At 70.8% G+C, this 7,351-nt stretch carries 7 protein-coding genes; 2 read left to right on the plus strand and 5 right to left on the minus strand.

The window, feature by feature from the left end; genetic code table 11:
- Positions 1 to 66: 66 nt before the first annotated feature.
- Positions 67 to 669 carry a TetR/AcrR family transcriptional regulator gene (locus V8688_RS30525; RefSeq protein WP_342802243.1) on the minus strand — a complete coding sequence of 201 codons (603 nt, stop codon included), beginning with the start codon at positions 667 to 669 and terminating at the stop codon, positions 67 to 69.
- A 73-nt stretch (positions 670 to 742) separates the two neighbouring features.
- Here V8688_RS30525 and V8688_RS30530 point away from each other — a divergent pair, with 73 nt between their 5' ends.
- The gene (locus V8688_RS30530; RefSeq protein WP_342802244.1) at positions 743 to 2,221 is read left to right on the plus strand and encodes an ABC-F family ATP-binding cassette domain-containing protein; all 1,479 of its coding nucleotides are present in this window, start codon (positions 743 to 745) and stop codon (positions 2,219 to 2,221) included.
- Positions 2,214 to 3,062 carry a virginiamycin B lyase gene (locus V8688_RS30535; protein WP_218715873.1) on the plus strand — a complete coding sequence of 283 codons (849 nt, stop codon included), beginning with the start codon at positions 2,214 to 2,216 and terminating at the stop codon, positions 3,060 to 3,062. The genes V8688_RS30530 and V8688_RS30535 overlap by 8 nt, the downstream gene beginning before the upstream one ends.
- On the opposite strand, the gene V8688_RS30540 is transcribed toward V8688_RS30535, so the two are convergent.
- The 4 genes from V8688_RS30540 to V8688_RS30555 form a co-directional block, all read right to left on the minus strand.
- Entirely contained in the window at positions 3,051 to 4,112 is a 1,062-nt protein-coding gene (locus V8688_RS30540; RefSeq protein WP_342802245.1) for a hypothetical protein, read from the minus strand. The two genes, V8688_RS30535 and V8688_RS30540, sit on opposite strands and share 12 nt — an antisense overlap.
- 130 nt (positions 4,113 to 4,242) lie before the next feature.
- Entirely contained in the window at positions 4,243 to 5,838 is a 1,596-nt protein-coding gene (locus V8688_RS30545; protein WP_342802246.1) for a VWA domain-containing protein, read from the minus strand.
- Between the two features lie 184 nt (positions 5,839 to 6,022).
- The gene (locus V8688_RS30550) at positions 6,023 to 6,277 is read right to left on the minus strand and encodes a WhiB family transcriptional regulator (protein ID WP_189034276.1); all 255 of its coding nucleotides are present in this window, start codon (positions 6,275 to 6,277) and stop codon (positions 6,023 to 6,025) included.
- Positions 6,274 to 6,816: an HNH endonuclease gene (locus V8688_RS30555; protein ID WP_218715876.1), complete on the minus strand. Its 543-nt coding sequence runs from the start codon at positions 6,814 to 6,816 to the stop codon at positions 6,274 to 6,276. Before V8688_RS30555 ends, V8688_RS30550 begins: the two co-directional genes overlap by 4 nt.
- Positions 6,817 to 7,351 lie beyond the last annotated feature (535 nt).

The raw sequence follows: 7,351 nt of genomic DNA on the forward strand, positions 1-7,351 counted from the left end.
CGACGGGCCCCGCCGACACTGTTCGGCGGGGCCCGTCGGCGTCGGTAGCGGTGCGCGTGCCGAGGACTAGCCGGTCTCCTCGGTCAGCAGCCCTGATCGGGCGAGCACGGCCGCCGCGTCGGCGGCCCGGCGCGCGTGGTCGGCGGTGACTGGTTCGTGGGTGACGAAGAGCCGGTGGAACAGGGGCGCGACGGCGAACCGGACGACTTCGGTTCCGCTGACCGCTGCGACGAGTTCACCGCGCGCGATCGCCCGGTCGACGATCACCGCCGCCTCGGCGTGCCGGGCGGCGTAGTAGGCGCGCAGGGCATCGGCGGCGGCAGGGTGCTGCATGCCGGCCGCGATGAAAGAGGTTGCCACGGGCGCTGATTCGGGATCGGTGAAGCCGGTGCGTAACAGCTCGGTGAGGGCGCGCAGGTCGCCGGTGAGACTGCCGGTGTCCGGGATCGCCCACGGCAGGCCCGCTGCGCGGTCGAGTGCGTCGGCGATCAAGCCCTCGGGACCGCGCCAGCGCCGGTAGACGGTGGTCTTGTGCACCCCTGCCCGCTGCGCGACGGCGTCGACGGAAAGGCCCTGGTAGCCGTGCTCGGCGAGCTCGGCCGTCGTCGCGTCGAGGACGGCCTCCCGCACCCGGGCGCTGCGCCCACCGGGGCGCCGTTGCGGTTCCAAAATCTACTCCTGTTGCGTTAGTGGGCGAGCCTTTGTACATTTAAAGCTACACAAGTAGCGATTGGAGCGCTGTTTGACCACTCAACTAACCATGCGGGGCGTGTCGAAGTCCTATGCCGACCGGCTGGTACTCGACGCGATCACCGCGACCATCCGGCCCGGCGAGCGAGTCGGCATCGTCGGGGAGAACGGCGCGGGGAAGTCGACCTTGCTGCGCCTGCTCGCCGGTGCCGAGTCCGCCGACGCCGGATCCATCACCGTCACCGCCGACGGCGGCGTGGGTCACCTCGCCCAGACCCTGACCGGCGACACCGTCGAGGCGGCGGTCGAGCAGGCGCTGGCGGAGCTGCGCGGGCTCGACCGCGCGATGCAGGCCGCCGCCGAAGCGCAGGACATGGACCGGTACGGGGAATTGCTCACCCGATTCGAGGCCAGGGACGGGTACGCGGCCGACGCCAGGGTCGAGGCGTCGATGCACGGACTGGGGCTGGCCGGGATCGATCGATCGCGCCGCCTCGACAGTCTCTCGGGTGGGGAGCGGGCCCGGCTCGGCCTGGCCTGTCTGCTCGCCGCCTCGCCGGAGGTGCTGCTGCTCGACGAACCGACCAATCACCTCGACGACAGCGCGCTGACCTGGCTCGAGGACCGGCTGCGCACCCACAACGGCACGGTCGTGCTGGTCTCGCACGACCGGATCTTCCTCGACCGGGTGGTGACCGCGATCCTCGAGGTGGCCGACCGCGGCCTGACCCGGTTCGGGGGTGGGTACAGCGGATTTCTCGCCGAGAAGGCGGCCGCGCGCGTGCGCTGGGAGCAGGCGTACACGCAGTGGCGCACCGAGATCGGGCGGCTGGAGGAGTTCGCGACCACGACCGCCCTGCAGGTGGCGCACGGCCGGGCGATGACCGACAACAACAAGATGGCCTACGACCGCAACGCCGGGCGGGTCCAGAGCTCGGTCGCTTCCCGGGTGCGCCGGACCGCCGAGCGTCTGCGCCGGTTGCGCGAGCAGCCGGTGCCCTGCCCGCCCGAACCGCTGCGGTTCCGTGGACGATTCGCGGCGGCCGGGTCGGGCGCGGAGTTCACCGTCGGTCCTGTGACGCTGGGCGCGCGGGGACGGCTGCTGATCCACGGTCCCAACGGCGCGGGCAAATCGACGCTGCTCGACGCGATCCACGCGGCGGCGCCGGACCGGATCGGATATCTGCGGCAGGACGAACGTTTCGATCCGGACCGCAGCGTCACCGAGACCTACGGGTTCGGCCGGGCCGCGCTGCTGGGGACCGGGCTGTTCGCGTCCGACCTGCTGGATCGTCCGGTGGGTAGCCTGTCGGAGGGACAGCGGCGCAGGCTGTCGCTGGCGCGGGTGCTCGCCGGCGAACACGATCTGCTGCTGCTCGACGAGCCCACCAACCATCTCTCGCTCACTCTGGTCGACGAGGTGGAACGCGCGCTGCGCGACTATCGGGGCGCGGTGGTCGTGGTCTCGCACGATCGGGCGCTGCGCCGGCGGTTCCGGGGAATACAGAAGGGAATTCAGGACTTTGGCTGACATCGTGCAGGTGGTCGAGGTGCCGGGCGCGCCGTACGGGGTGACGATCGGGCCGGACGACGCGGTGTGGTTCACGCTGGTCGCCCAGGGTGCTGTCGGCCGCTACGCCGACGGCGAGGTGCGAGTCTTCCCGCTCGAGCCGGCCGACGGACAACCGACGGTGATCGTCACCGGACCCGACGAGGCCCTGTGGTTCACCGAATTCCAGGGCGGACGGCTGGGTCGGCGCACCCTCGACGGCGCCGTCACGAGCATCGCCCTCGACGGACCCTACGGGGTGTGCGCCGGACCCGGCGGGGCGCTGTGGTTCACCGCGTTGCAGGCAAGCCGGGTCGGGCGGCTCGCCGCCGACGGCACCGTCGAGTACGTCGACGTGGACGGGATGCCGTCGATGATCACCGCGGGATCCGATGGCGCACTGTGGTTCACGGTGAATCAGGGCAACGCGATCGGCCGGGTCGACCAGGCCATGGCACTCACGATGTTCCCGCTGCCGACACCCACCGCCGCCCCCGTCGGGATCGCGGCCGGACCCGACGGCGCGGTGTGGTTCACCGAGATCGGGGCGGGCGCGATCGGGCGCATCGAGACCGACGGCACTGTCACCGAATTCGCGCTGCCCGACCCGGCCGCACGCCCCCACGCGATCGTCGCGGGCCGCGACGGCGCGCTGTGGTTCACCGAATGGGCGAGCGGAAAGCTCGGCCGGATCACCACCGGGGGCGAGATCGACCACCTGACCTTGCCCGGCGCTGAACCGCACGGACTCACTGTCGACCCGCGCGGCCACCTCTGGATCGCCATGGAATCCGGTGCGCTGGTGGAGGTCTCACCCGGCTGAGGACCGCAATCGCTCGAGCAGCGCGCGGAGCCCGGGCGCGGTCGGTGCCGTCGCCGCATCGATCGTGCCCAGCGGTACCTCGAGCATCCGCAGTGGATAGCCGTCACCGGTCACCACGCCGGTGTCGGCGAAGCCGAACGCGGCGAGCAGGCGTGCGACGCCGGTGCCGGTGTGCTCGGTTTGCGCGTAGACGCGGGTGGTCGGCCGGGCCGGGTCGGCCGTGTGGATGTCGAGCAGGACCTCGGCGAGATGATCGATGTAGATCTGCGAGATGGTCAGTGGGCTGGCGCCGAGCCTGCCGCGGAACCCGCGGAGCAGACCGACCGAGAACAGCACCACCGCGTTGGACCATTCGCCCGGCCTGCTCAGGTGCAGACCGCGCAGCTGCGCGTCGGTCAACCCGCCGGTCCGGCAATAGGCGGCCTCGCCCAGCCGGTTCAGCGGCAGGATGCACGAGAAGCCGACCGGCACGAAGGTGCCGTCGACACTGGCCTCGATCAGGCTGTAAGCGAGTGGATTGACCTGATGCACACTGAGATTGCGCTGCCGGATCAGATCGAGCGGGGTCGCGAAACCGGACCGGGCGAAGGCTTCCCGGTTGATCTGGCACAGCGTATCCAGGTCGCGATCGTCGAGATGGCGCACGCGGTAGTCGAGCTGTGGTGTCGCATCGCTGTCGCCGGTCATACGTCTCCCATAGTGCGAGGTGAGGTCGGGCAGCAGCCCGCTCTCGTCGATGATCCCGGCCAGCACGTCGATCGGTTCACGGCCCGCGAGCCTGCCGACCACCAGCGACAATCCGCGCAATCCGGCCGCGATCACGACGGTGAAGAGGACGAAACCGAGCCAGTCGCTGTTGGTGACCACCGGCAGCGCGTCGATGCCCCGCTTGACCGGGTCGGCGAGCTCGAGCGAGCTGAACACCCCGGCGGTGGCCGTGCTGACCGTGAGGATGTAGTGATTCGGCTTGCGCGCGGCCAGGATGACGGCCCGGGCGGCGCGTTCGCGCCAGTGCCGGAACGCGACCCGCGCCCCGTGGTACGTCGGCATGGCTCGTCTCCCCCCCCCGTGGATCGGACCGAACGCAGTGGGATGCGAGTACCCGATGGTGCGTCGGTTCACACCAACGATGTCGGCCGCGCGCACGAATGCTGTTGTCCGCGCGGCCGTGTGAGACGCGTCAGGGCGTGGTGAGCGCCTTCACGACAGCGGTGCCGAAGCCGAGGTCGTTGCTGGTCGGGACCCGGGTATAGGTGCCATTGGTCTGCTGCGCGAGGGTCTGCAGGGTTTGGGTGCCCTGACCGCCGATCACGACGACATCGATCCGGACGGGTTTGCCCGCGGTCGTTGCGGCGGTGATCTCGTGGACGAGGGCGGTGCCGGTCAGGGGCGAGTCGTCATCGGGACCGTCGGTGACGACCAGGATCGAGTTGGTCCGGCCGGGGGAGTAGGCGGCGACCGCGGCACGGTAGGCGGCGAGCAGGCTCGGGTAGGCCTGATCGGTGGTGCTCTGGGTCGCCTTGGTGCTGGTGACCGCCGACCCCACGGCATTGCGCTGGGCGTCGGTCAGCAGGCCGGTGGGGACCTGCACCTTGTAGGGGGTGGTGCCGTCGAGGTTCTTGCCGAAGGTCCACAGCCCGAGGCCGAAGTCCGGCGGCATCACCGTCAGCGTCGAGGCCAGGGCCGCGCCGGCGTTCGCGAGGCGGGTGGTCGAGCCCTCGGCGGTGCCCATCGACGACGACACGTCCAGCAACACCGTCGCGTTCACGCCCAGCACCGGATCGGCCAGGGTGGACTGCACCTTCTGCAGCGCCGCCTTGTCCGGGTTCGGCGGCGCGGACCCGATGGCCGGGCCGAAACCATCGGTGGCCAGGGCGCCCGCCTGCTCCGGGGCGCGCAGGAAGTCGATGAAACGGGAGGCGATGAGGTTCTGGGTCTTGTCGACCCAGGGACCCGACAGCAGCGCGGCGGGATAGTCCGCCAGCGGCGCGGTGCCGACGGGCCGGAACGCGGTCAGGCCGCCGGTACCGAGCTGCTGGGCGGTCGCGGCGACGGCGTGCACCTCGTCGGCGGTGGGGTCGGCACTGATGGCGGCCATCGCGGTCATCAGGTCGGCGGGTGTCTGGGCGCCCGCGGCCAGTCCGGAGATCGCGGCCACGACCTGGCCGGATCCGGCGGCCTGCGCGGTCAGCGGTTCGGTGCCCGAGACCGCGCCGCCGATCGCGGCGGCCGCCGCGGTGGTGGCATCGCCCGCGGGCAGGGCCATCCGCAGGCCGCCCCAACCGGACAGGCCGAGCTCGTCGAGCGAGCCCTGTTGCAGGCGTGGCAGATCGGACCAGGCGATCCGATGCTGTTCGAGGGCCTGGCGCAGCGCGTCGGGCACAGCCAGCACGATCGGGCTGGTGGCGATGGAGGCGGGCGTGCCCTCGATCAGGCCGGGTACCCGCACGAGTTCGATCGATCGGGTCGAATCGGCGATCCACAGCCCCGGCTTGGGTCCCAGCGCCGGGTCCCACTTCCCGGGATCGGCCAACCCCGCCACCACGGCGGCCGACGGCCGGGCCGACACCTTCACCTGGGCGCAGTGATCGCGCACCCGCGGCTTGGTCGCGTTGTAGCGATCGGCGGCGGCGCGGACCGGGCCCGCGATCGCCGGGTCGACCGTCACGTCCAGCGACGCCGGTCCCTCCACGCATTCGGCGGCCGCCGCGACGTCGGTGCTCGCGGCGCGATCGCTGAGCTGGAACCAGGCGAAGACGGCCACGAGTATCAGCACGAGTACCGATGCCGCGATAACCGGACCTTTGCTGATACTTCGAGATCTGGTCCCGCTGCGATGAGTACCCACGTGGCAAGTTTAAGGAGTCGTGACCGGGCCGCCGCACGGTGTACACCGATGCGCATCGGCGCTGGTCACGACCTCGGGCCGGGTGTCACGACGGACACCCGGCCCCGGCCGGTCACTCGCGGATCACCCGTCCGCGGTCGTATTCACGGCCGCCCCAGACCCCCGACTGGCCCGTCTGCGCCGCGTACTCGGTGCACCCCGCGAGCAACGGGCAACCGGCGCAGATCCGGCGGGCGTAGTCGAAGTCCTGCGATGGATACGGGAACCACGCCTCGTGGTTCGGGTCGCCACGGCAGGCCGCGCGATGCCACTGCCCGGAGTCGGACAGAGTCAGCAGTTCGGTCAGTGCGAGGTCGGTGGTGGTCACGGCGCGTACTCCTTCCAGATCCGGCGCTGGGTGCGGGCCAGCGGGTCGGGAGCCTTGGGCTCCCACAGCAGCCGCATCCCCGCTTCCTCCGGGGTGCGGTCGGCCTTGCTCGTATTGCAGGGGCCGCAGCAGGCGATCAGGTTGCCCCAGGTGTTCGGTCCGCCCCTGCTGCGCGGGCGGATGTGGTCGACGGTCTGCGCCCAGTCGTCGCAGTAGCCGCAACGGTGCTTGTCACGGCGCAGGACGCCGGCCAGCGTGGCGCGGCTGTCCTCGCCCACCGGGGCGACGTGGCCCAGGTAGACGTAGCGCACGAGGCGGATCGTCTCCGGCAGGCCGATGACCAGGTGCTGGGACCGGATCGGGAACCGCGGCGCCCGTTCGATGACGGTCTCCGCGGCGCCGCTGATCAGCAGTGTCACGGCCCGGTCGGCGGTGATCTCGTCGAGGGCTTCGTAGCTGGCGTTGAGCACGAGCACCCTGGTGCGTATCCAGGTGTCGGAGGTGGGCGCCATCGGGTCGACGGCATGACGGATCGTCATGGGAATCACCATGTTTCGGGAGAGAAAGGCGAACGACGGTCGAAGGGGAGCGGCTACCGCGTCAGTGTGCGAACCGGAGACGGGCCATGGCATCGGGGCCCGCGTTCGACACGCTGTGGGCCGAACCGGCGCGGCGGTAGGTCTTTTCGGACTGTCGCCGTGGCGCAAGGGTTTTCATGGCCGTCTCCTCCTCTCGGGGTGTCTCGTCGGTCTCGCCGTGTCGCGAATGACCGGCGTGGAATTCATGGTGACATACGGCGCGCCGGATGTCGGCTGATTTATTTCCGGTAACGCTCCGATACCGACGGAAACCCTGAACCGGCAGGTCGCGATACATTTTCGGGGTGAGGTGCCCGTCGGGCGCACCGATCGCGAGGAGTGGTGCTCATGCGGACAGCGCTGATTCCGGCCACCGTGGTCTGCGCGGTGGCCCTGCTCCTCCCCGGCTGTGGCGCCGATTCGGGTGGCACGAGCGCGCCCGCCGATCGGCCGAGTCCGACCCTGCCCGCGCCCGGCTCGGCGTCCTCGGTCGAGC

The organism is Nocardia sp. No.11, assembly GCF_038752175.1.
Lineage (GTDB): Bacteria > Actinomycetota > Actinomycetes > Mycobacteriales > Mycobacteriaceae > Nocardia > Nocardia canadensis.